Here is a 21875-nt window from a genome sequence, read left to right as displayed (position 1 = left end):
ATTATATTGGCATTGATTTTGCTTTCATATATCCTCTGATAACATTTTTTTTAATACAATGCTGTACCGGTAATCGGAGTTGCTATGAATAAAGAGATATTTGATCACGCTGATCTTTCACAGATATCCGCCCACGGGATGACACCTGAAAAGGTGATGTCCCAGATAAACATTTTTAAAAAAGGGATACCCTTCACAAAGATTCTACGACCCTGTACCATTAATGACGGAATAACTGCTCTGAATGATAATCAAATTGATGATTACATCAGAATATTTGATGAGGCACAGAAGCAGGGCAGGTGCATGAAATTTGTACCTGCATCAGGGGCAGCCTCCAGGATGTTCAAATATATGCTTGAGGTTTACAATGAAATAAAAATTATGGATGTCCCTGTATCAATATCATCTGATGACAAATATAAACCTCTTATTGCATTTACTCATGACCTTGATAGATATGCCTTTTATGATGATCTGAAAAAAATAATGAAAGAGCGGGGCAATGACATTGATACTGCTGTTAAAGATCAAAATATCAGCCGGATACTTGATTGTCTATTGTCTGAACAAGGCATTAACCTGTCAAATATGCCCAAGGGTTTAATACCGTTTCACAGGTATGATACCCATTCAAGAACCCCATTTGAGGAACACCTTGTTGAGGCATTCAATTATACCGCTGACAGGACTGGTCGGGTAAAGATTCATTTTACCATCTCCCCTGAACATGAGACACGGGTGAGGGGGTACATTGACTCTGTCCTTGGCCTTTATGAAAGGGAAGGGGCTTTATATGAAATAGCATATTCATGCCAGATGCCTCATACAGATACAATCGCTGTTGATATGGATAATGTGCAATTCCGGGATGAAAATGGCGCTCTTGTTTTCAGGCCGGGAGGTCATGGCGCCCTGATAGAAAATCTCTCTGACCTTGAAGGTGATATTATATTTATCAAGAATATAGATAATGTCAGCCATGACAGGTTTAAGGATATTACCTATAAATACAAAAAGGCTATTGGTGGTTTTCTGATAGAGCTCCAGGATAAAATATTCGGATATCTTAAAACCCTGATAGAGGATAAACCGGATGAACAATATATAAAATCACTCTTCACATTTATACAAGAGTCTCTTTGTATTACGCCTGATAATGGTTTAACAGAAAGTCCTGTCAGCATACAAAGAGAATATCTCATCAGTATTCTTAACAGGCCATTAAGGGTATGCGGTATGGTAAAGAATGAAGGTGAACCGGGGGGAGGGCCATTCTGGGTTACTAAGGCAGGCAAAGGCTCATCCATACAGATTGTTGAGTCATCACAGATTGATCTGGATAAGTCGGATCAAAAGCAGGCATTTAAATCAGCCACCCATTTCAACCCGGTTGATCTTGTATGCGGTCTAAGGGATTACTGCGGGAATCCATATAACCTGAGAGAGTATGTAGACAATGATGCAGGCTTTATCTCTATTAAATCCCAGAATGGCAGGGATCTAAAGGCGCTTGAACTGCCGGGGCTCTGGAATGGTTCAATGGCCTTCTGGAATACTGTCTTTATTGAGGTGCCTGCTGCAACCTTCAGCCCTGTAAAAACAGTTTTTGATCTTGTAAAGGATGAGCATCAGCCGGGGGTAAATTAACTAAACATGACTGAAATAATTATCGAACACATAGAGTGGGCAGTGCAGTATGCACATGTATGGGGTTTTCTCATGATCTTCCTTTTTATGACCATAGAGAGCTCATTTATTCCCTTCCCCAGTGAGGTGGTCTTGATCCCTGCCGGTTTCATGGCATACAGGGGTGAATTGACTTTCGGTGAACCATATATTGACCTCGCAGTTGTGTTTGCATGCGGTCTGGTCGGCTCCCTTGCAGGGGCATACATCAACTATTATCTGGCAATGCATCTGGGCAGGCCTTTTCTATACAGATACGGCAGGTATTTTTTTATAAAACCGGAAGTGCTCACAAGGTCAGAGGAGATTTTTTTAAAATATGGAGAGATTGCCACCTTCATATGCCGCCTTCTTCCTGCTATAAGACAGTTGATCTCGATCCCAGCAGGCATAGCGAAGATGCCATTATCCAGGTTTTCATTTTTTACAGCTCTTGGCGCAGGGATCTGGTCTGCTATTCTTATATGGGTTGGTTACTATCTCGGAATGCTTTCAGGCGATATGACATACAGTGATCTGGTGCACAGGGGAAAGGCAATGATACAAGAGCATTATATATGGATTCTGGGTTTTATTTTACTCTCAGTTATTGTATATGTATTGATACATCGCCTGGTAATGAAATCAGATAAAAATAATGGGACAATCTCCTGATGAGCTTGGAACAGGATTCAAGGGCGGGCACAGGTATTGCATCTCTATGATATGTATGGTCAGAGCAGGAAAGTAATGGGATACAGTTATGGAAGATATTGAAAAAATCAGCGGTAAAAAGATGTTTGCCATCCTTGAGAAATTAAAACAGGATCATACCATACTGTATATCCATGTGATGGGCACCGATTTTGACGGCCTCACTGTAATTCTGGGCCTGTCTGAAAGCGAGAATCCGGGTTTTTTTATTGATTATCCTGGCAGCGCCGGTGTTGAAGCCCCTATAGCTAAAGATAAAAAATGCTATTTCCAGTTTAATGACGGAGAAAGGATAGGATACAGCTTTAAGACAACCATCAAAAGTATACATGGAAGAAGGATCAAGTTCCCTTTTCCTGAATATATAGAGAGGACACAGAGACGCAACTACTTCAGGGTGGCTGTTCCTTCAGGGGTAACGTTGTCCTGCCGATGTGCGGACAATCAAATGACCTTTCAGGTTATAAATATAAGTGAAGGTGGTATCCAGGTAGAGTCTGATATAAACCAGCATAATAAGGATATCCTGTTTAAGGGACAAAAATTTGTAGGCAGCTCCCTTTTATATGGTCAGGAAGAAACCCCTGTGAATATCAAGATCGATACTTCTGAGATTATAAGGATATCAAAACATGTGGAAACCGGTAAAATAGATTTAGGTCTTAAAATACTTGAAATAAAAAAGGATGACCAGAACGAACTTAAAAAATTTATCTATTATTGTCAGAGGAGGGTGCTCAAGGAGAGGGGAGGGTTTGATGAATAGGGTAAGCTCCTATACATACAGGTCAATATTTTCTCCCATTCCCCTTGTCTCTTTTTCATTACCTGCCCTGCCATAGGTCCTTCCAACACGGTTGTATTTTTCGCTGGCAAAAGAGAGCCTGACAAATTTATCCTTATCAGAGCTATACGCGCCTATAGCTCTGCTGGAGATCACCCTAGCAGGTTTAATCTCATTATTAACTGGAATGATTGCCAGATCCGTATTTGTTTTCATTACTGAACCCTGAATTAGAAAAGTAATGCAAAATATAATACGTAAGACCTATTTTTTCAAGGATATTATTGAATAATTTCCTTTTCTGCCTGAAAAAATAGAGTAAAGATATCCTATTATCTCGCAGCCTTAAAAGTGACCGGGTGCCGGTGACTGTATCCCGAATTTGCCAGGATTACCTGTTTACCTTTATTTGTAACAGGATCTATCACAACCGGCCCCATCAGATTTAAGGTTGATTCATGAGGTTTTCCAGTAGGTATGGTTACAATCGCAAATATCGTTACGGTTTCATTATTGTCCGGTTTCAGGGCGTTTTCTTCCTCTTGCGAGATATCCTTCAAATATTCAGGATAAACCTGAAAAGGGTTTATAATAACAAAGGCCAGGTCAGGGTTACCTACAGACTGGAGCCACATGAAGGGGGAATCACTCCTGTGCTCCATGACTATATATTCCTTGTCATCAGGGAATCCAATCAGGCCATCAGGAAACTGGATAACCCTGCCTTTGTCAATTTCTATATCGCCAAATCTTGAAGTTTTAATGTTCATTATTTACTTTTCACCCGTTTCAATAGAGTTCAGGAAATTATCCAGATCGATCTGTGTCTGTGATGCTTTAATATTCTCACTCATGATCTTTTCGTAGATCTCGCTCCTGTTTACATGGACATCTTTTGGCGCCTTGATGCCCAGTTTTACCTGATTCCCTTTGACTTCCAAGATCGATATGGTGATAAAATGCCCTATTGTTATACTTTCATCCACTTTTCTTGTTAATACAAGCACTGGTACCCTCCATGGCTCCAGAAATATTTTTACCCTGTAAACCTAGCAAGCTAAAACTCAGACCCTACAAAGGAAGCTAGATAAAGTTAACCAGGCTCAGCTGCATCATTTTTGATGATGAAGAGAGCGCTGCATTATATGCCAGCTCCTTTGACTTCAGATTGATAACTGCTGCTGCAAGATCAGCATCTTCAAGTTCTGACATTCTTTCGGTATCCGTGAGCTTCAGGTCCGTTACTACCTCTTTTTTTACATCCAGCCTTATTGTTTTGCCACCTATATCAGATATATTGGCATTAATATTTTTCATATGCTCATCGAGTTTTGTCATTGCACCCTGAATACCGGAAATATCGTTGGTCTCAAGGCTTGTCTTAAGGTCCACTAAGGTTTTGAATATATTAGAGTCATCCCAGTTTGCTCCAAATACATCCTTGCCGTCTCTGCCAACCGGAACAACCGAATCCTTACCGATATTTATTGAAAATGCAGTATCATTCCCTGAGTATGCTACCTGTGTAGCTGAAGCATCTAACTCAAAGGGGATGGTATCTGTATTTGTGCCCCCAAAGATATACCTTCCTCCGGTGGAGCTGTTTGCAAGAGAGATTATCTCCTTGAGGTAACCATCTACAAGGTCAACATTTCCCTCTCTTTGGGAGGCATTGGTGTTTGCGCTGCTCATTGCAACAGTGAGTTCCTTTGTGGATGTGAGTATATTATTCACCTGTGTAAGTGCTGATTCTGATGCCTTAAGCCATGAATTTCCCATGGAGATATTTCTTTCCATCTGATTAAGATTGGAAAGTGATGAACGAAGACCCAGCACTGCTACAAGACCTACAGGGTCATCAGAAAGATTATTGATCCTTTTATTTGTTGAGACAGTCTCATTTGCCTCAACCATCCCTGATGATGTCCTGTTAAGGTTTCTTATGGTGCCGTCATATAATGTTTTATTGGCTACTCTCATGTCACACCCTTGTTATACCGTTTTTAAAATTTCATCAAGCATCTGCTGCGCGGTGGTTATTAATTTGGCAGCAGCCATATAGGCATGCTGATACTTGATCAGGTTTGTCATCTCCTCATCCAGAGAAACAGCGGAGATATTGTCCCTTGTCGCCTGCATCTCCTGCTGTATCGCCAGGGTATAGGCCTTTTCCCTTTGTACACTCTGGCTCTCTATGCCTATTGAACCTACCATCTGATGATAATAATTATCCATTGTAATATTTGTAACATCAAGTGAGGTTGGGCTCTCACCCCTTGAATAGATCCATTTTTTTACAGATACATTTTGATACTGGAGGTTTGCCAGATTAAGTGAATTTGTGTTATCTCCGGGATATATCTCCCCATTGCTTATTATGCCTGCTGCAATATAGTTTTTATCGGCAATAATCATATCGTTTAACCCCATATCCCTGGCATTTGAGGCTTTAAAAAATGTATTTATACCGAGCGCTGCAAGTATATTGCTGTTGTCATCTGAAAAGGCGAAGGTGTAACCGGCGTCAGCCTGGATATTCAGTGAACCATTTGTAATTGAGGCGTTCAAGCCAGTATACCCGTCTATTACAGATCTGAGGACATCAAGGGATGTACCTGTGTCAACAGGTATTGTTGCCTCTAACTCAACATCGCCGTCAGCATTATATAACCAGATCTTGAAGCTCCCATCTTTAATCCTGTCATAATAGTCAAGTCCTGAATCAATGCTCCCAATAGCTTCAGATGAATCTGTAACTTTATAAGTTCCTGTGACAGAGGTAAATCCGTTAAGCCCCACTCCCTGGCTGTGAATTTTGTTAACTTCCCATATTATTGCCTTTGCAAGTTCATCAAGGTCAGACTTGAACTTCGGAATTATCTCATCCCTTATATCGAGCCATCCGCCAAGCTTACCGCCATTAATATTATCAGTTATCGGGGTTGAATTGGTTGACCATGTAATATCAACCCCATTAAAGTCAAGGTGATATGATGCCTGCTTGTTGACCAGCATAAAACCCTTATTGCTGCTGACAGAAATGGTCCCGTCTTCATATTCATAGGTATTGATATCTAAATAAGTGGACAGATCTTTTACCAGAAGATCCCTTTTATTTATCAGATCATTTGGATTCCCTGTAATTCGTACCAGTTGTATCTGTTTATTTATATCGGCAATCTGATCCAGTATTTCATTTATGGAGTTGATGCTTACCTCTATCGAGTTGTTAACCTCTTTGCTTAAGTTTAGAAGATCACTGTTAGTATCCTGAAAACTCTGGGCAAGAAGAGATGCGTATTCAGTCAGTATGTTTCTTTCAGGTATTCCTGAAGGGTTATTATTCAGGTCATTAAGGGCATTCCAGAATTGGCTAAGCTGATTGCTTATACTGTTGCCTGAATTTTCTGTGAAGATAGTCTCCATGATATTCATATAGGTCTCTTTTTCAGACATCATGGAGAGATTGCTTGTTGCTGACTGCAGACGCTTTTCAATGAATGCATTTGTAACGCTCTGAATATCACTCAGCTTTACACCCCTGCCGAATAAATGACCTGCATACGGCGCAGCATTCTGGGCCTCAAGCATTGGAACCTGTCTTGCATACCCTTCAGTGCTTACATTTGCAATATTATGGGAAATCACATCAATTGCATATTGCTGTGTAAGTATTGCGTCCTTTGCAAGATTAAGTACAAGGCCAATTCCGCTCATTTTTAAACCTCGTTATGATAAATTAGGTTAGATGTTCCATTTCTACTTTTCTGGCCCCGTCCATATGTATCAGGTTTTTTATCACTATTTGTGATGGTGTTGAACACGTCGTTGATAAAAGTGAGCGTTTCATTGATAAATGATATGTTTTCATTGATCCTTGTGCCAATTTCCTGCTTTAAATCCATGAGTTTTCGCTTGAAATCCATTATCAAATTCTTGTCATTCCGAGAAATATCTGTTGGTACAGGGCTCACAGTATAATTTTCAGGAAAGCTCCTGTTATTTTCTTCTATAGCCTCCAGTATCTCCTTTTTCTCATCCAGGGATGACCAGATACCCTTAATATCCTGGTTTATAAGGTTATCACTCTCCCTTTTTATACAGTTAAGCAGCTCTTCATATAGTGATACCCTTTTTAGGTATAGATTTTTCATTCTGTTAATATCCTTTTCCATGTTACTCCTTTATCTTTTATATCGGTACAAGAACGCAAATGCTGAAATATCCTCTAAACCGGGCCATTAACCTCATAATTTAAAGAATTTTTCAGGGTCAAGCCTCTGCCCGTCCTTTCTTACCTCAAAGTGAAGGTGCGGGCCTGTGCTTCTGCCTGTTGAGCCTACCTTTGCAATGATTGCACCCTTTTGTACCCAGTCACCGCTCTTTACAGTGATATCACTGTTATGGGCATAGAGTGTTGCATAACCCTCTCCATGATCAAGAACCAGGACCTTGCCATATCCCTTCTGCTCATCTACCATCTGTACCCGGCCAGACATAACAGCTTTAATATCAGAGCCCTCTTTAGCGGCCAGATCCATTCCTGCATGGAATTTTCTTTTTCCGGTAAACGGATCTTTTCTAAAGCCAAACGATGAGGATATCTTTCCATCAAGAGGCCATACAGGGCGTGTGCTGGTTTCCCTGACCCTGTCGATAGTTCCGGGAATTGCATTTTTTGCCTGTTCGGTCAAATTGATATTTTTGAGCTGATTATATAAAGTTTCGCTGATGCTGTTGCTCCCTTTTCCAGCCATATTCTGCGATAGCTCCTGGTCAAGCATTGATTCATATATCTCCTCTGCCTGTCCACCATGAAAGAGATCGCATTTCTCTATGCTTTTTCTCATGCTTTTAAGCATCTCATAGGTAAATAGAGCCTCAAAATCAATACATGCCTTTTTCAGCTTGGCATCTTTTTGATCGGCAATTTTTAGTGCTGAAGGCTGATCAAATGATTTTATGGAGATATCTTTCATTAACTGTATGCCCCCTGTTATGGCCTTTCTTTTAACAAAAACTAAATAATCTCAAGCTCAGCCTGTAAGGCCCCGCTCGCCTTTATTGCCTGGAATACTGTTATAAGGTCTCTTGGTGAAACCCCTATTGCATTCAATGCTTTAACCACACTGCCTATATCTGCCTTTTCCGGGCTTACAAGCAGGAATTTATTATTTTCTTCTGTCACATTCACTTCGGTATCCGGCGTTACCACTGTTTCACCCTGTGAGAATGGCGCAGGCTGACTTACATCCTTTTTCTCCTTGATCTCAACACTCAGGTTTCCGTGGGCAATAGCGATCGGTGAAATCATTGCCTTTTCACCCATTATGACCGTGCCGGTTCTTTCAGAGAGCACGATTCTTGCTTCCATATCAGGCTGAATCTCTATCTGTTCAAGTGAAGATACCAGGGTGACATGATTCTCTGCAAATGTCTCCGGTATCTTAATCCTTATTGTGCCTGCATCCACAGGGATAGCATTTTTAGTCCCGAGTGTATTGTTTATGGCTTCAGATACCCTGAGTGCTGTTGTAAAATCCGGACGGTCAAGGGCAATAGTTATATCTGCCAGTGAATTGAAATCAAAGGCTATTTCCCTTTCAATCAGCGCTCCGCTAGGTATTCGTGCTACTGTAGGATGATTTTTCTGTACGCCGCCTCCTGCAGCCCCTGAAGAGGCAAAACCTCCTACCAGCAGCGCCCCCTGGGCTATTGCATATATATTGTTATCAGCGCCCTTAAGGGGTGTCATGACAAGTGTTCCACCCTGAAGGCTTTTTGCATCACCTATTGATGATACAAGCACATCGATTGTGCTCCCCTTTTTTGAAAAGGGGGGGAGATTTGCTGTAACAATAACACCTGCTACATTATCTACCTTGATTTTCTCAGGAATGGTATGTATTCCAAGACGTTCCATCATGTTGGCGAGGGTTTGTGTTGTAAACTGTGTTGAATTGCCATCACCTGTTCCGTTCAGGCCTATTACAAGACCGTAACCTATAAGCTGATTGCTTCTTACACCCTTGAAAGATGCAATATCCTTTATCCTTGCCCCTGAAACACATGTTGCATAACCTGCAATTACAAGGACCGTAAGGATAATAAGTTTTAAACGTCTATTATTTTTAACCTGTTTCATTGTTGCCTCCATTAAAAGGGCCATATAATGTCTGCTGCCCTTGTAAGCCAGCCGGGACGCTGTTTGTCACTTATTACCCCGGTTCCAAGATACTCGATTTTTGCATCCCCTATGTAACTTGAAAGTACAGTGTTATCCTGTGATATATCAACCGGCCTGATGAAACCGGAGAGAATAATTATCTGTGTTTCACTGTTGACCCTTATCTCCCTTATCCCCTCTATAAGCAGATTGCCATTTGGTTTTACATCAATAACCTTCGCAGTTATTGATGCAGTCATGCTGTCGCCTCTTGAAGTCTGCCCTGTGCCGTTAAAACTGTTGGTAAGTGAACCCTTCAGCATGCTCGAACTGTTAAATGCATTACGTGCATCGCTGTTTCCCAGTGATGTGATATTTTTAATTTTACCTTCCCAGCCCAGCATATTCTGAATGCCAGCATCAATAGATGAGTTTCTTCCTGTCTGTGTTGCAGCAGATTTGCTGGCCTTGGAAGTCTCAACAATATTAACAGTAACAAGATCACCCACCTTATGGGCGCGGAGGTCCTGATAAAAATCCCTGGATACTTCATCAGAAAAAATGCCTGCAAGCGATTCAGGTTCTCTCTTATTAATATCCCTGTCATACGCTACAGCATTTACCGAGGGCATTACTGCCGGCATCATGGTCTGCCTCTGGGGTACTTTTGAGGCACAGCCTGTTACTGCTGTGATGCAGAGGATAGTTATTATAAAAATTACTTTTACCATTTTTAACTCCCGGGAAATTATTCCCTGTTAATATTTTTCAGAACTGTACCTGTACAAGATTAGTTCTTTTTACTGTTGCTATTATTTCTTTGCCACTTGCAATGTTCAATACTTTTATCTGGTCACCAACGCTGCCCTCTTCAAGAGCCTTTCCTGAGGCAGTTATGACAAGTTTTTCATTTTCGGCCCTTATCATTACCTGAGCACCCTTTTCGATAGCAGGGGGTACCATTACCATACCGTTCTGGATAGTCTGATCTACCTGGATTCTTCTGGTGGCTCTTTTTCCAATAACATCTTCAATCCCTGATATTGAGTTTTTATTGTTTTTCCCTTTTTCTGATACAAGGGTTATATCCTTTGATGTGATAACCTCTCCTTTATTGATGTTTCTGGTCGCTTTTATAACCTCTTTAATGATCCCGACCTTTCCTGAGAGGACTATCTTTCTCTGTGGCTCACCTTCTAAATAAAATTCCACATTAATTGAGATATTTCCTGAATAATTATTGTTCTGTTTTTCTGTTATCTCCCAATCCAGCCTTCCTTTTGGGAATGCTATAGATGATGGTGTATTTATGTTTTCTATTATTATCTGATCCTGATCAAAGGGTGAATTTTTACGCACATAATCTGTGAATATCTTCTCAAGACTTTTACCTGAGATAACCTGTGATTCTCTTTCAACAACAATACCTTCAGCCATTTTAAGGGTAATATCCTTATTCCCGCTGATATGATGGGCCACCCTGTACATAACGAGCTCTTTTTCAATCTTACGTATTGTATCAGGGGCAGGGGACGCTGAGATTTCAATCGCCCTTAACCTGTCAACGCGTATATCATCTGATGGCTCAAAAATAGCTATATCACCAAGATTGACTTTGTCACCATCAATAAGCGCCTTATCCTTTACCCTGATTTCAAGAGAAAGAGATAAGGATGAAAACAGCATGCATGCTGTAAACAGAGTTAACGAATATTTGACTGACTTGAAAGTATTAATTATCATGGCTTTTTTCCTATCTCTTTATATTGTTTGCCATCTGCATCATGTCATCAGCAGACCTGATGGATTTTGATGATATTTCATAGGCGCGCTGGCATGCGATCATGTTCACCATCTCTTCAACAACATCAACATTTGAAATTTCAAGAGAATTCTGAACAATTGTGCCAAGTCCATCCACGCCGGGAGTACCCTCTGTGGCCTCACCTGATGCAGGGGTGGGGCTGTAATAATTACCGCCAAGACTTTTTAACCCTGAGGGGTTAATAAAGTTATACAGATTAATCTGCCCTGAAGCTGCAATAGTGTTACCATCTTCTTCCATTGCTGAAAGCATACCACCTGCATCAATTGTGAAATCCACGGCAGTTTGCGGTATTGTAATCTCCGGCTGAAGCCTGTCACCCTGTGAGGTCACAATGTATCCTTCACTGTCAAGTTTAAAGGAGCCGGCCCTGGTATAGACCTCTTCGCCATTGCTGATTACCCTGAAAAAACCATCCCCTTCAATGGCCATATCCAGTTTATTACCTGTCTGCTGGAAATCCCCCTGGGTGAATATCTTCTGCACTGATACAGGTCTTGTGCCCATACCGATCTGGATGCCTGTAGGTATCTGTCCGCCTGAACTTGTGTCAGCACCCGGCGACTTCATGTTCTGATACAGGAGGTCTTCAAAATCCGCACGGCTTTTTTTGAACCCGCTGGTATTTACGTTTGCAAGGTTCTGTGCGATAACATCCATGTTCAATTTCTGGGCTGACATGCCTGATGCGGCTGTCCAAAGGCTTCTTATCATTTCTCTTCTCCTTCTTTTCTATATTATCTTAATTTTCCAACCTGGTTTATGGCCTGGTTGTTCAAATCATCAATAGTCCTCATGGCCTTCTGGTATGATTCAAATGCCCTTGTAGCATGAATCATGTTTACCATTTCATCCGCTGCATTGACATTTGAGAGTTCTGTGTATCCCTGGGATATAGCTGTCTCAGTCGGGAGCTCTATTTCAGGCTCATCAAACTGATTTATAAAAAAAGTTTTTCCCTCTTTACTGAGCCCTTTATAATTTTCAAAATCCACAACATCAAGCTGGCTGATTATACCATCATCGGTCTGGATATTGCCCTTTCTGTCAATACTTATATTTTCCCCAGTTATCTTTATGGGGCCTGATTTGCCCATGACCTTGTCGCCGCTCTGTGTTGTAAGCATACCGTCCTGGTCAAGGGTAAAATTACCTTTTCTGGTATATCTTATGCCATTTTCAGTGTTGACCTTGAAAAAACCCTTTCCTGTAATAGCAAGATCAAGCGCGTTTCCTGTACCATTCAGGTCACCCTGCTCCATATCAGGCCTTATTGTTACATTTGCGGGCGCATTGGCGGACATTGATGTCTTGTCAAGGATATTCTGAAAAGAGATCCTGTCTTTTTTGAAACCGATAACGTTGATATTTGATAGGTTGCTGGATATTATATCCATCCTGAATTCTTCTTTCATGCAACCCCTGGAAGATTCAAGCATTCCGTTTATCATCTATGCCTCCAAATAAGATTGATATATGCGAATGATATTAGCAATTATCGTACCATTTTATGTTTTGCCGTGAATGCGCTTTTTAATCATTATATCTCATTGAAATTAAAGCATTAAAACCATTTTTATTCCAAAGGTCAATTTGTAGTAAATTCTGGCAGGCCGTCAGATATGAAGTACTTTCCCTGTAACCGGCAAATATTACCTAGCGGGCAAGCGGTCAGCCCTCATCTTTCTGCACAAGACATTAAAACAAATAATTGGCTGATTCGCTGGAAGCGGGACTGAAAGCTTCATCCAGAATTACCCCTTTCCGGGTGGGTGCAATCAAATAATTGGCATGGTATTTGAATATTTTTGAGAAAGGGTATCTTTTTGACATAAGGAGACAACGATAAATGGTTAGAAGATGGATTCCTTTCATTCTTTTTCTGGGAACGTGTTTTTTATTTACAGCCTGCTCAACCGGGGTTTATGTCAAGATGCATTCAACTGCCCCGGAGTGGGGCCCGGTATTTTTGGGTATGAAACGAGGAGAGGCAGAAAGGCATTTAGGAAACCCCATGTTTATTTCCAGGCTGAATGAAAACCAGTACAAAGGTATATATGAATATCCTTCTGAAATAAGCGCCAGGGATATCCTCAGTTTTGATGTGATGGATTTTGCAACATTCGGGCTTGGCTCCCTAATTATCAGCCCTGTTGACCGGGCCAAAAAAAGCAGGCACCTTATAGCGGTAGTCTATCACATGGATGATAAAAATATTAATAATGACAGAGTTATAGATATTAAAGAGAAGGTAAAGGTTTCAATGGATTAACACCTTTATTAAAAGGATATGTTTCCAGGTGTGCGAGGGAAGGGGATTACATCCCTTATATTTCCCATACCTGTAATAAACTGGATGATCCGCTCAAACCCCAGCCCAAATCCTGAATGAGGTGCTGAACCAAATTTTCTTAGTTCAAGATACCACCAGTAATCATCAGGATTAAGCCCATTCTCTTTTATCCTTGATAAAAGGAGTTCATAGCTCTCTTCCCTCTGGCTTCCCCCAATGATTTCTCCAATCTTAGGGAAGAGAACATCCATTGCCCTTACTGTCTTATTATCTTCATTAAGTTTCATATAAAATGCCTTGATATCCTTAGGATAATCTATAAGAACAACAGGCCTGTTAAACCTCTTTTCACAGAGGAATCTCTCATGTTCCGCCTGTAGATCGCTCCCCCATTTTACGGGAAATTCAAATGGTTCATTGGAAGAAGAGAGTATATCTACCGCCTCTGTGTATGTCAGGATCCTGAAATCCTGACATATGATATTTTCCAGGGTTTCAATAATGGTTTTATCAATAAAATTATTAAAGAATTCCATGTCTTCTTGGCAGTTTTCAAGGACATACTTTAATATATATTTGATAAATTCGGTTGCAGTCCTGATATCCCCCTCAAGGTCACAAAAGGCCATTTCAGGTTCCACCATCCAGAATTCTGCAAGATGGCGTGATGTATTGGAATTTTCAGCCCTGAATGTTGGACCAAAGGTATACACATCACCCATTGCGAGGGCATATATCTCTGCCTCAAGCTGACCGCTTACTGTCAATTGGGCAGGTGCCCCAAAAAAGTCCTGTTCAAAGTCGGGGCTTCCATCTTTAAAGGGTATCTTATCCAGTTCAAATCGGGTAACCCGGAACATGTCACCTGCGCCTTCGCAGTCGCTTCCGGTCAGGATAGGGGTATGAATATAGAGAAACCCCCTTTCCTGAAAGAATTTATGGATGGCAATGCTCATGGCATTTCGTACCCTGGCTATTGCCCCAAAGGTATTTGTACGTGGCCTTAAGTGTGCAATAGTGCGAAGGAATTCAAAGGAGTGCCTCTTTTTCTGCATGGGGTATGTTTCAGGGTCTGCCCATCCAACCACCTCTATGCTTTTTGCCTGCAATTCCATTTTCTGGCCTTTGCCAGGTGAAGGTACTGCGCTGCCGGTTACCTTTACAGAGCATCCGGTCTGGATTTTAATGATCTCATCCTGGTAGTTTGGCAGGTTTGAGTCGGCAACAACCTGGAGATTACCAAGGCAGGAGCCATCATTGACCTCAATAAAGGAGAAGCCTCCCTTTGAATCCCGCCTTGTTCTTACCCACCCCATTACCGTGATATTGTCCTCTCCCTTATCAAGGGAGAGGAGCTGGGCGACCCTTATACGTCTCAAGACTACCCCTCTTTCTTTTCAAAGTTCTTCATGAATTGAACAAGACTCTTTACCGCCTCTATGGTGGTTGCATTATAAAGGGAGGCCCTGCATCCGCCAACAGAACGGTGTCCTTTAAGACCTTCCAGGCCAGCCTTTGTTGCAGCGGAGACAAACCGCTTTTCAAGATCTTCGGTAGGCAACCTGAATGTGACATTCATCTTTGACCTGCTGTCTTTATCAGCAGTGCCCCTGTAAAAGCCGGAGCTGTCAAGGAATGAGTAAAGGGTTTCAGCCTTTTCATCATTAAGCTTTTCCATGTTTTTAAGACCGCCTATTGTCTCTTCAAGCCATTTAAGAACAAGCCCTGTTATATAGATAACAAAGCATGGTGGTGTATTGAACATGGAGTTATTTTCAGAAAATGTTGTATATTTCAAAAAGGTCGGGATGTTTTTAGGTGTCCTCTCAAGCATATCCTTTCTTATGATAACCATTGCAGCGCCCGCTGGCCCGATATTCTTCTGTGCACCGGCATATATGAGTCCAAAGGGTTTAGCATCAAATTCCCTGCTTAAAAAATCTGAAGACATGTCTGATATAAGGGGAACACCGTTGGGTTCCGGGAACTTGGCCCACTGTGTGCCCTTTATAGTGTTATTGGAGGTAAAGTGAAGATATGCGGCATTGCCATCCTCTTTTACATCGTAAGGGATATATGAAAAATTCCTGTCCTCAGAAGAGGCAAGTACCCTTGTATCCAGCCCCTGTATCTTTGCCTCTTTTATGGCGGCTGTTGACCATGTGCCTGTGTTTATATAGTCAACAGGTTTTCCTGCAACACTCACATTCATAGGCACCATGCAGAACTGCATACTGGCCCCGCCCTGGATAAAGAGCACACTGTAATTTTCATCAAGGTTTAAAAGTCTTTTTACCCTTGCTATGGCAGTATCTATCACCTCATCAAAGGCAGTTGATCTGTGGCTGATTTCTGTTATGGACATCCCTGTTCCATTGAAATCAAGTAATTCCTCTTTTGCCTGTTCCAGTACCGGCAGGGGAAGGGCAGAAGGGCCTGCATTAAAATTAAAAATTCTGTTTGTCATTCAATTCTCCTTATTTTTTTGCACAGTTATGGCTTTATAGGCATTTTTTATACTTTTACCTGGGGCTATATGCTTTTTCAGCCTTTTAAAATTTTGTCATGGTAGAGATATAAAAAACTGTTTATTATTTCAAGCTATTATTTAAGTCTTTTGACATAAAATAATGGATAAAGCCATTTATTATGATATATTACCTGCCGTTTACAATCATACATTTATGGAGAAGATATGGGCAGAAAGGTTAGGATAGATGAAAATGAGTGCATAGGGTGCGGGAGCTGCGCTGATTTGTGTCCTGATGTATTTGAATTAAATCATGAACTTGAAAAGGCCTTTGTGAAAAAACCTGAAGGCGGTGATGAGGCCTGCATACTGGATGCAATGGGAGAGTGCCCCATGTCATGTATATTCTGGGATTAATAAAAAGGAGAAAAGATAGCCATGCTCGAATTGAACAATACTATACTCGCGGTAATAGATATTCAGGGAAACCTTGCACATGCTATGCATGATAAGGAGTCTCTGTTCAAGGCCGCAGGCCAGCTTATAAATGGCAGCAAATGCCTTGATATACCCATAATACTGACAGAACAGAACCCTAAGGGGCTTGGCCCCACGATCCCGGAGATCAGAGGGCTTATGCCTGATGTAACATCTATACCAAAGATCTCTTTCAGTTGCTGCAAGGAAAGGGCTTTTCTGGACGAAGTTAAAAAGATCAATAAAAGACAGATACTTATATCAGGTATTGAAAGTCATATCTGTATATATCAGACCACAGTCGAACTCATTGATATGGGCTATGAGGTGCATATTGTAACTGATGCTGTAGCATCAAGGGACCCTAAAAACAAGGAACTTGCCTTAAAGAAGATGGAACATATGGGCGCAACAATGACCTGTGTTGAAATGGCCCTTTTTGAACTTATGAAGACAGCAGAGCACTCCAGGTTCAGGGATATAGTTAAAATAATCAAGTAAAAGCGTAGAATAGGGCATCTCTGTGATTCAAAAAAAATAGGTGGCATGTAAAATACCACCTTATAAAAATCTATCTATCCCAGTCATCATCCAGGCATTTTTTGCATGCGTCGCACTTCTTGTCTGCATCATATACGCACTGGCCAGGGCCGTTGTAATAGATCTCCTTACCATCATATACACCGCCGAACATCCCCTGCATGCATGCCGCCTGAAAAAAGATCGGCTTGTCAACACGCCTGAAATTGAGTGGGCAGTGGAGCACCCCGGCAGGTATGCGCACAATAGTGGGTTTTGTAATAATATACTCCTCCATCTCTTCGCCAAGGCAGAGCGAGATATCAGCGTCAAATTCAAACACATTGGGGAATGTCCCGCCCAGGAATATCAGGTACTCTTCTACAGGGTGGCGGTGGGGAGTCCTGTCAAGAAAGAATGGTTTCACAAAGATCTGAAAACCCACATTGTACTTTGCCCCGGGTATCTGACATGCACCCCTGAAATATGCCTGTGGGGAATAGACAAAGTCAGTGCCTACGCCTTCAGCCGCTGCCTCGTTGTACTCAGGTGTAAATTCATATACAAGTCTCTCATATTTTCTTTGTGTCATTGTTCATTCCTTTCCTGATGTTTTTGATTAATTAACGTTGAAAATATCTAAAATGGCTGCCCCATAAAAGTCAACCGGTTTTTATTTATTTGTTTTATGAGGTTTTGCCTGACCTTTATTGGATGAGATATAATCAGCCGCTGCATCCTCCATGAGCCTTTTAAATTTTCTTTTAATGCCATTTACTGAATCTGCCCCGAACACGCTGTGTCCGGGCGATGAATAGATAAGCGCTTGTGAGCTTCTATTATCATAGGTTGCGAAATTTATATTAAACTGGTAAATGAGGGCCGAACCATATTCAATACATCTACCATAAACATAAAAGAGTATCTTGCTGTCTTCTATCAGTTTGCCGTTCATTAGCTCCATTGTAAATCCTTCTCCTTCTTCTACAGACTGAAAAACAAGACTGTCTGAAATGGAAGCTTTGATACCCGAGCGCGAAAGAACAACCTTTATAGTATCCTTTATATATCCTGATAATTGCCCGCACTCTTTTACATCTGCAAATACCAGAACTGTCTGATAGTTTGGTGTCTTGAGCCATTTGTATTCACCTGCATCCGATGCGGAAGCACTAAAAATGATGAATGTGAATACAATAAGAATTGATATATATAGCGAATATGTTTTCATAAATATGCACCTCATCTATTAGGGCTTTAGTTAAAAAAGAGAGAAATGTAAAGCCCTATTTTAATGACCCTGATAAGAATCCTTTACGGTTTACTGCGTATATATTTGACTTCAATTTTTTAAAAATGTATTTCTTTTTCTAATTTAAAGATTTATTGAGTGGAAAAACAGTGGAAGACTCATACTGTGCAGATAATACAAAAAGCATGATTTTCAGGAGGGTAATATGAAAAAAATTTACTGGTTTATTATCTCTTTTATTATTGCTGTATCATCTGGTTCTGTATTCTCTTATGAGGCTATTGTGGGGCCGACTGGCGTGCTCAAGTATGTTAGTGAAAGATCATATGGCGGCTATACCCTTTTTGCGCCAATGATGAATAGCAAAACCACCTATCTTATAGATATGGAGGGTAGCCTTGTTCACAAGTGGGAATCTGAATACACACCCGGATCCTATGCAATGCTGCTGCCAAACGGGAATCTCTTAAGGGGCGGGGTAATGGAAAAAAGAGCCGCAGCGATCGGCGGGGCAGGGGGCATTGTTCAGGAGATAGACTGGGACGGCAGGGTGGTGTGGGAATATAAGATGAACAGCGCCAGAGAGATTCAGCATCACTGTTTTGACCGCATGCCAAACGGTAACACCCTGATACTTGGCTGGGAGGCAAAGAGTATTGATGAAGCCATTGCAAAAGGGCGGGACCCGAAAACAATACCCCTTGAGGTCCACGATATGGGCCAGTATCACAATGAATTCTGGATGGATTTTGTGCGTGAGGTGGATAAGAACGGCAAGATCATATGGGAATGGCATGTCTGGGATCATATTGGAACAGGCCCGCACCAGCTTGATATAAACTATGTACTCCCGGAAAAGCTAGGCCCCAATTATGCGGGCTTTGACTGGAGCCATTTTAATGTGGTTGAGTACATACCTGAAATGGATATGGTGCTTTTAAATTCAAGAAACCTGAGCGAGTTTTATCTTGTTGATCATAAAACAGGCAGGATAGTTTACAGGTGGGGAAACCCCAGCGCCTATGGTCAGGGCAAGAAACCTTCATGGTACGACAATGGCGACCAGAAGGTGTTTGGCTCTCACGGGGTTTCTTATATAGGTAAAGACCGCTTTATGATATTTGACAATGGTTCTGAGCGTGCTGAGGGTAACCGCTCAGCCATTGTAATAGTAGACAGGAAGACAAATCAGGTTGTTTGGGAGTATCACCCCATAACATCCCAAAGCTTTTATTCATTTCGCCAGGGTTATGTGCAGATGCTTCCCAACGGCAACATACATGTTACATCCACCAACAGCGGCCACCTGTTTGAGGTGACAGAAGACAAGAAGGTAGTATGGGATTATGTAAGCCCTGTATTTGGTAAGGAACTCAAATGTTATGCTGAAGATGGTGATATGCCCAATATGATGAACAACATGATCCACAGGTCATATCGTTATGGCGCAGATTTTCCGGGGCTTAAAAACAGGGATTTGAGTAAAAAAATACCCCTGACCGAATGCCCGGAGTTTTACAGGATATATAAAACAGATAAATAAAAAATCGGTATTAGCCTGTTTTTGGCTAAATCTTGACATCCCAGGCGTTTAATATTATATTAGACGCAAAAATGCCTTTGAAGGCTTATTATTCATTTAAAAATGGAGAATTTTATGGATTTAAACGATCAACCTCCGTCGGGCTTTGGCTGATTAAGATTCACCTCGATCTCTTTTCTTTTCCTAATCATGAATCTTTACCTCTAATAATTTTTAAGCCAATTCATCCTTAAGCTGAACGCCTTTCAGGTCACAGGTCCGGACAGAGATATATTTGTCCCTGATATCCGGGATCTGGCAGGTGTCTGCCGGTTCGGTCAAGATCGCGCTCCATCAAATCTCACAGGAAGGAGGTGACCCATGGTCTGGAAAATTATAATCATTTTTGTGGCAGGATTTATCGTTGATCTTTTAGTCACCAAATACACCAGATTTATAACTGAAAAAAAAATCGCAGCGGCCACGCTTCTGAGCGGGATCATTACAGTAGTCAATTTTGTGCTTCTGACCATGATCCTGCAGGATAGCGCCAGCAACGGAATGATGAATATCCTGGCATTTGCCGGAGGCAACAGCCTGGGGACCTTTACAGCCCTTAAAAAGGCATGAAAAAGGCTCCGGTATTCATATAGAAAAGGAAGCCAATTGAGATTAGAGTATCTGTTTAATGCGATGGTAAGTATTTTTAAAACCCTGAAGGCTGGACATTAATAAAAGAGAGGTTCCAACGGAGACCGTTGGAACCAGATAAATATCCTAATATATAACCTCGTTTTCCTGAGCGTACACATCCCAGTTGGCGATCATCTCTTTATATTTTTCCGGCATGGTTTCGCTTAAGTCATTCTGTTCAAAAGGGTCTTCTGCCAGGTTGTATAAGTTCCATCTTCTGTCATTTTCAGGTGGGGCCTGATCCCATACAAGCTTCCAGACACCATGTCTGATGCCTCTGTGTCCGTGCAGTTCCCAACCCTGGATATTGTTTTTTTCATGAATTTCATCTGCCTGTCCTGTAATAAGAGGGATCAGGGATTTACCTTTAACAGGCAACACCTCCTGCCCCCTGTAGCTTGTTCCCGGGTGCTTTGCTTTTGCAAGCTCCAGTAATGTGGGATACACATCCATGACATGCCCCAACCCGTTACTGCTGGTGCCTGCTTTAACCATTTTCGGGTAATTCACAAAGGCGGGAACATGGATGCCACCTTCAAATCCGGTTGCCTTGTGCCTGAAAAATGGGGTTGCAGATACACTGGCCCAGTTTTTGCCATACATTACATAGGTATTTCCTCGCCCGAGGTTTTCAAGGCTGTGGTCATATTCTTTGCCAACATGATCTGCTATAAACGGCGCCAGGTCCATTCTACTCGATTCTGCGCCATTATCTGACATGAACATGATAAAGGTATTATCGTATTCATTGATACTTTTTAAATAGTCAATAAATTTGCCAATGTATGTATCAAGGTCGCTGACCATGGCCGCATATATTTCCATCTTTCGCGTCTCTATCTTTTTTTCTTCATCGCTGAGCGCATCCCATGCCGGCTGAAAGCGATCATTACTGATCGGTTTTGCATCAAGTTTTATTAGCCCCATCTCTTTAAGGCGGTTAAATCTCTCCTCATATAGTGCCTGATACCCCCTGTCATATTTCCCCTTGAACCGTGCAATGGATTCATCAGGCGCCTGTAAAGGCCAGTGCGGTGCCGTATAGGCAAGATATGCAAAAAAGGGTTTATTTTCTTTACGGTCATTCTCTATGTACTCTATCATCTTATCTGTGTATACACGGGTGCTGTAAAAGTCATCATCAACCTGTATCAGTGTTTCGCCATCTCTGTAATCGGCGGGTTGAGGCCCGCGCCAGTCCCATTTTCCAAGGTGGGCGGCACCGTCAAGCGAGATAAATGCGCGCCTGAAACCCCTTGCCACAGGCCCGTTATCAACATCCATACCCAGATGCCACTTGCCTGTTATATAGGTATTGTAGCCTGCGTCGCTCAATATGTCTGCCAGTGAGACGACCCTGAAATTCAGATACCCGACATAACCCGGTTTATCCTTATGCTCTTCCCTGGATGGGCCTCCCATTACCCCCACGCCTGCCAGATGGTTGTCTGTGCCAGACATAAGCATAGACCTTGTGGGAGAGCATGTCTGG

At 41.7% G+C, this 21875-nt stretch carries 25 protein-coding genes; 8 read left to right on the top strand and 17 right to left on the bottom strand.

The window, feature by feature from the left end:
* Window positions 1–96 precede the first annotated feature (96 nt).
* The 3 genes from GX654_18535 to GX654_18525 all read left to right on the top strand — a co-directional run bounded on the left by GX654_18535 (window position 97) and on the right by GX654_18525 (window position 3148).
* Window positions 97–1650: a DUF4301 family protein gene (locus GX654_18535; GenBank protein ID NLD38861.1), complete on the top strand. Its 1554-nt coding sequence runs from the start codon at window positions 97–99 to the stop codon at window positions 1648–1650.
* Window positions 1651–1656: 6 nt separating this feature from the next.
* Window positions 1657–2343 carry a DedA family protein gene (locus tag GX654_18530; GenBank protein ID NLD38860.1) on the top strand — a complete coding sequence of 229 codons (687 nt, stop codon included), beginning with the start codon at window positions 1657–1659 and terminating at the stop codon, window positions 2341–2343.
* Window positions 2344–2431: 88 nt separating this feature from the next.
* Complete coding sequence (locus GX654_18525; GenBank protein ID NLD38859.1) at window positions 2432–3148, top strand: PilZ domain-containing protein; 717 nt, start codon at window positions 2432–2434, stop codon at window positions 3146–3148.
* 9 nt (window positions 3149–3157) lie between these two features.
* Here GX654_18525 and GX654_18520 read toward each other — a convergent pair whose 3' ends face one another.
* The 12 genes from GX654_18520 to flgF all read right to left on the bottom strand — a co-directional run bounded on the left by GX654_18520 (window position 3158) and on the right by flgF (window position 12608).
* Entirely contained in the window at window positions 3158–3382 is a 225-nt protein-coding gene (locus tag GX654_18520) for a hypothetical protein (protein NLD38858.1), read from the bottom strand.
* A gap of 116 nt (window positions 3383–3498) precedes the next feature.
* Window positions 3499–3936, bottom strand: coding sequence for a flagellar assembly protein FliW (locus tag GX654_18515; protein ID NLD38857.1), 438 nt, complete (start codon window positions 3934–3936; stop codon window positions 3499–3501).
* A gap of 3 nt (window positions 3937–3939) precedes the next feature.
* Entirely contained in the window at window positions 3940–4173 is a 234-nt protein-coding gene (gene csrA / locus GX654_18510; protein NLD38856.1) for a carbon storage regulator CsrA, read from the bottom strand.
* A gap of 76 nt (window positions 4174–4249) precedes the next feature.
* The gene (flgL, locus tag GX654_18505; protein ID NLD38855.1) at window positions 4250–5146 is read right to left on the bottom strand and encodes a flagellar hook-associated protein FlgL; all 897 of its coding nucleotides are present in this window, start codon (window positions 5144–5146) and stop codon (window positions 4250–4252) included.
* A 12-nt stretch (window positions 5147–5158) separates the two neighbouring features.
* Window positions 5159–6883 carry a flagellar hook-associated protein FlgK gene (flgK, locus tag GX654_18500; protein NLD38854.1) on the bottom strand — a complete coding sequence of 575 codons (1725 nt, stop codon included), beginning with the start codon at window positions 6881–6883 and terminating at the stop codon, window positions 5159–5161.
* Between the two features lie 2 nt (window positions 6884–6885).
* A complete protein-coding gene (locus tag GX654_18495) occupies window positions 6886–7320 on the bottom strand; it encodes a flagellar protein FlgN (protein NLD38853.1) in 435 nt (144 codons plus the stop codon).
* A gap of 93 nt (window positions 7321–7413) precedes the next feature.
* Window positions 7414–8145 carry a peptidoglycan DD-metalloendopeptidase family protein gene (locus tag GX654_18490; GenBank protein ID NLD38852.1) on the bottom strand — a complete coding sequence of 244 codons (732 nt, stop codon included), beginning with the start codon at window positions 8143–8145 and terminating at the stop codon, window positions 7414–7416.
* Between the two features lie 41 nt (window positions 8146–8186).
* On the bottom strand, window positions 8187–9311 hold the full coding sequence (locus GX654_18485) for a flagellar basal body P-ring protein FlgI (protein NLD38851.1): 1125 nt from the start codon (window positions 9309–9311) through the stop codon (window positions 8187–8189).
* Between the two features lie 11 nt (window positions 9312–9322).
* Entirely contained in the window at window positions 9323–10063 is a 741-nt protein-coding gene (locus tag GX654_18480; protein NLD38850.1) for a flagellar basal body L-ring protein FlgH, read from the bottom strand.
* A gap of 37 nt (window positions 10064–10100) precedes the next feature.
* The gene (flgA, locus tag GX654_18475) at window positions 10101–11075 is read right to left on the bottom strand and encodes a flagellar basal body P-ring formation protein FlgA (protein NLD38849.1); all 975 of its coding nucleotides are present in this window, start codon (window positions 11073–11075) and stop codon (window positions 10101–10103) included.
* Window positions 11076–11085: 10 nt separating this feature from the next.
* Window positions 11086–11871 (bottom strand): flagellar basal-body rod protein FlgG, encoded by a 786-nt coding sequence (gene flgG / locus GX654_18470; GenBank protein NLD38848.1) that lies wholly within the window; start codon window positions 11869–11871, stop codon window positions 11086–11088.
* A 23-nt stretch (window positions 11872–11894) separates the two neighbouring features.
* The gene (gene flgF / locus GX654_18465) at window positions 11895–12608 is read right to left on the bottom strand and encodes a flagellar basal-body rod protein FlgF (protein ID NLD38847.1); all 714 of its coding nucleotides are present in this window, start codon (window positions 12606–12608) and stop codon (window positions 11895–11897) included.
* A gap of 398 nt (window positions 12609–13006) precedes the next feature.
* Between flgF and GX654_18460 the strand changes: the two genes are divergently transcribed.
* Window positions 13007–13429: a hypothetical protein gene (locus tag GX654_18460; GenBank protein ID NLD38846.1), complete on the top strand. Its 423-nt coding sequence runs from the start codon at window positions 13007–13009 to the stop codon at window positions 13427–13429.
* A gap of 8 nt (window positions 13430–13437) precedes the next feature.
* On the opposite strand, the gene asnS is transcribed toward GX654_18460, so the two are convergent.
* Together asnS and serC are read right to left on the bottom strand one after the other, a co-directional pair.
* Window positions 13438–14829 carry an asparagine--tRNA ligase gene (gene asnS, locus GX654_18455; GenBank protein NLD38845.1) on the bottom strand — a complete coding sequence of 464 codons (1392 nt, stop codon included), beginning with the start codon at window positions 14827–14829 and terminating at the stop codon, window positions 13438–13440.
* Between the two features lie 2 nt (window positions 14830–14831).
* Window positions 14832–15917 carry a 3-phosphoserine/phosphohydroxythreonine transaminase gene (gene serC, locus GX654_18450; GenBank protein ID NLD38844.1) on the bottom strand — a complete coding sequence of 362 codons (1086 nt, stop codon included), beginning with the start codon at window positions 15915–15917 and terminating at the stop codon, window positions 14832–14834.
* Window positions 15918–16145: 228 nt separating this feature from the next.
* Between serC and GX654_18445 the strand changes: the two genes are divergently transcribed.
* Window positions 16146–16337, top strand: a complete 192-nt coding sequence (locus GX654_18445; GenBank protein ID NLD38843.1) for a ferredoxin — start codon at window positions 16146–16148, stop codon at window positions 16335–16337.
* 21 nt (window positions 16338–16358) lie between these two features.
* A complete protein-coding gene (locus tag GX654_18440; GenBank protein ID NLD38842.1) occupies window positions 16359–16898 on the top strand; it encodes a hydrolase in 540 nt (179 codons plus the stop codon).
* 70 nt (window positions 16899–16968) lie between these two features.
* Here the strand turns inward: GX654_18440 and GX654_18435 are convergent, their stop codons facing one another.
* Both GX654_18435 and GX654_18430 read right to left on the bottom strand, forming a co-directional pair.
* On the bottom strand, window positions 16969–17508 hold the full coding sequence (locus GX654_18435) for a hypothetical protein (protein NLD38841.1): 540 nt from the start codon (window positions 17506–17508) through the stop codon (window positions 16969–16971).
* Between the two features lie 81 nt (window positions 17509–17589).
* On the bottom strand, window positions 17590–18147 hold the full coding sequence (locus GX654_18430) for a hypothetical protein (GenBank protein ID NLD38840.1): 558 nt from the start codon (window positions 18145–18147) through the stop codon (window positions 17590–17592).
* Window positions 18148–18373: 226 nt separating this feature from the next.
* Between GX654_18430 and GX654_18425 the strand changes: the two genes are divergently transcribed.
* Both GX654_18425 and GX654_18420 read left to right on the top strand, forming a co-directional pair.
* Window positions 18374–19711 carry a hypothetical protein gene (locus GX654_18425; GenBank protein ID NLD38839.1) on the top strand — a complete coding sequence of 446 codons (1338 nt, stop codon included), beginning with the start codon at window positions 18374–18376 and terminating at the stop codon, window positions 19709–19711.
* Window positions 19712–20071: 360 nt separating this feature from the next.
* On the top strand, window positions 20072–20320 hold the full coding sequence (locus tag GX654_18420) for a hypothetical protein (GenBank protein NLD38838.1): 249 nt from the start codon (window positions 20072–20074) through the stop codon (window positions 20318–20320).
* Window positions 20321–20467: 147 nt separating this feature from the next.
* Here the strand turns inward: GX654_18420 and GX654_18415 are convergent.
* Window positions 20468–21875 (bottom strand): arylsulfatase (locus GX654_18415; protein NLD38837.1); only part of this gene is annotated, 1408 nt, incomplete at its 5' end.

It is taken from the genome of Desulfatiglans sp. (genome assembly GCA_012513605.1).
GTDB lineage: Bacteria > Desulfobacterota > DSM-4660 > Desulfatiglandales > HGW-15 > JAAZBV01.
The sequence above is the reverse complement of the archived record's forward strand: the minus strand, read 5'-3'. Positions and strand labels throughout refer to the sequence as shown.

Coding starts and splice junctions, on each gene's coding strand:
- GX654_18530 (NLD38860.1), top strand. CDS start 1,657: ATGACTGAAATAATTATCGAACACATAGAGTGGGCAGTGCAGTATGCA.
- GX654_18525 (NLD38859.1), top strand. CDS start 2,432: ATGGAAGATATTGAAAAAATCAGCGGTAAAAAGATGTTTGCCATCCTT.
- GX654_18520 (NLD38858.1), bottom strand. CDS start 3,382: ATGAAAACAAATACGGATCTGGCAATCATTCCAGTTAATAATGAGATT.
- GX654_18515 (NLD38857.1), bottom strand. CDS start 3,936: ATGAACATTAAAACTTCAAGATTTGGCGATATAGAAATTGACAAAGGC.
- flgL (NLD38855.1), bottom strand. CDS start 5,146: ATGAGAGTAGCCAATAAAACATTATATGACGGCACCATAAGAAACCTT.
- flgK (NLD38854.1), bottom strand. CDS start 6,883: ATGAGCGGAATTGGCCTTGTACTTAATCTTGCAAAGGACGCAATACTT.
- GX654_18495 (NLD38853.1), bottom strand. CDS start 7,320: ATGAAAAATCTATACCTAAAAAGGGTATCACTATATGAAGAGCTGCTT.
- GX654_18490 (NLD38852.1), bottom strand. CDS start 8,145: ATGAAAGATATCTCCATAAAATCATTTGATCAGCCTTCAGCACTAAAA.
- GX654_18485 (NLD38851.1), bottom strand. CDS start 9,311: ATGAAACAGGTTAAAAATAATAGACGTTTAAAACTTATTATCCTTACG.
- GX654_18480 (NLD38850.1), bottom strand. CDS start 10,063: ATGGTAAAAGTAATTTTTATAATAACTATCCTCTGCATCACAGCAGTA.
- flgA (NLD38849.1), bottom strand. CDS start 11,075: ATGATAATTAATACTTTCAAGTCAGTCAAATATTCGTTAACTCTGTTT.
- flgG (NLD38848.1), bottom strand. CDS start 11,871: ATGATAAGAAGCCTTTGGACAGCCGCATCAGGCATGTCAGCCCAGAAA.
- flgF (NLD38847.1), bottom strand. CDS start 12,608: ATGATAAACGGAATGCTTGAATCTTCCAGGGGTTGCATGAAAGAAGAA.
- GX654_18460 (NLD38846.1), top strand. CDS start 13,007: ATGGTTAGAAGATGGATTCCTTTCATTCTTTTTCTGGGAACGTGTTTT.
- serC (NLD38844.1), bottom strand. CDS start 15,917: ATGACAAACAGAATTTTTAATTTTAATGCAGGCCCTTCTGCCCTTCCC.
- GX654_18445 (NLD38843.1), top strand. CDS start 16,146: ATGGGCAGAAAGGTTAGGATAGATGAAAATGAGTGCATAGGGTGCGGG.
- GX654_18440 (NLD38842.1), top strand. CDS start 16,359: ATGCTCGAATTGAACAATACTATACTCGCGGTAATAGATATTCAGGGA.
- GX654_18435 (NLD38841.1), bottom strand. CDS start 17,508: ATGACACAAAGAAAATATGAGAGACTTGTATATGAATTTACACCTGAG.
- GX654_18430 (NLD38840.1), bottom strand. CDS start 18,147: ATGAAAACATATTCGCTATATATATCAATTCTTATTGTATTCACATTC.
- GX654_18425 (NLD38839.1), top strand. CDS start 18,374: ATGAAAAAAATTTACTGGTTTATTATCTCTTTTATTATTGCTGTATCA.
- GX654_18420 (NLD38838.1), top strand. CDS start 20,072: ATGGTCTGGAAAATTATAATCATTTTTGTGGCAGGATTTATCGTTGAT.